The organism is Dellaglioa sp. CoH-56-MRSF-12, assembly GCF_056782075.1.
In genome coordinates, this window is record NZ_JBXAYD010000134.1 from 1 (window position 1) to 255 (window position 255).

Consider the following 255-nt stretch of genomic DNA (forward strand, 5'->3'; position numbering starts at 1 on the left):
GGCCAAGGTAGGGCGTCAGCATCACACCAGTTTGACCGCCGGGACCCGCGCCCGGAAACGTCTACAGAATGTACGGCTTGTCGAGCCCGAGATGCGTTTCGTTTTCGCCTTTGTAGCGGGCGATAACCGTCTGCCCATTACGCAGGTGGGCGGCAATAACAGGTTGCTGCGTGGTTTCAGCTTGCACCGAAATTTCTCCTATACAGATTTTCAAGAGCGAGATTCAGGATGGATTCTCGCGATCTACATTTTGGG

1 protein-coding gene is annotated in these 255 nt (G+C 54.5%); it reads left to right on the forward strand.

What is annotated here, in order from left to right; translation table 11 throughout:
• The coding region (locus tag AC1RPY_RS08055) for a hypothetical protein (protein ID WP_481763162.1) at positions 1–255 on the forward strand (255 nt) is incomplete at both ends.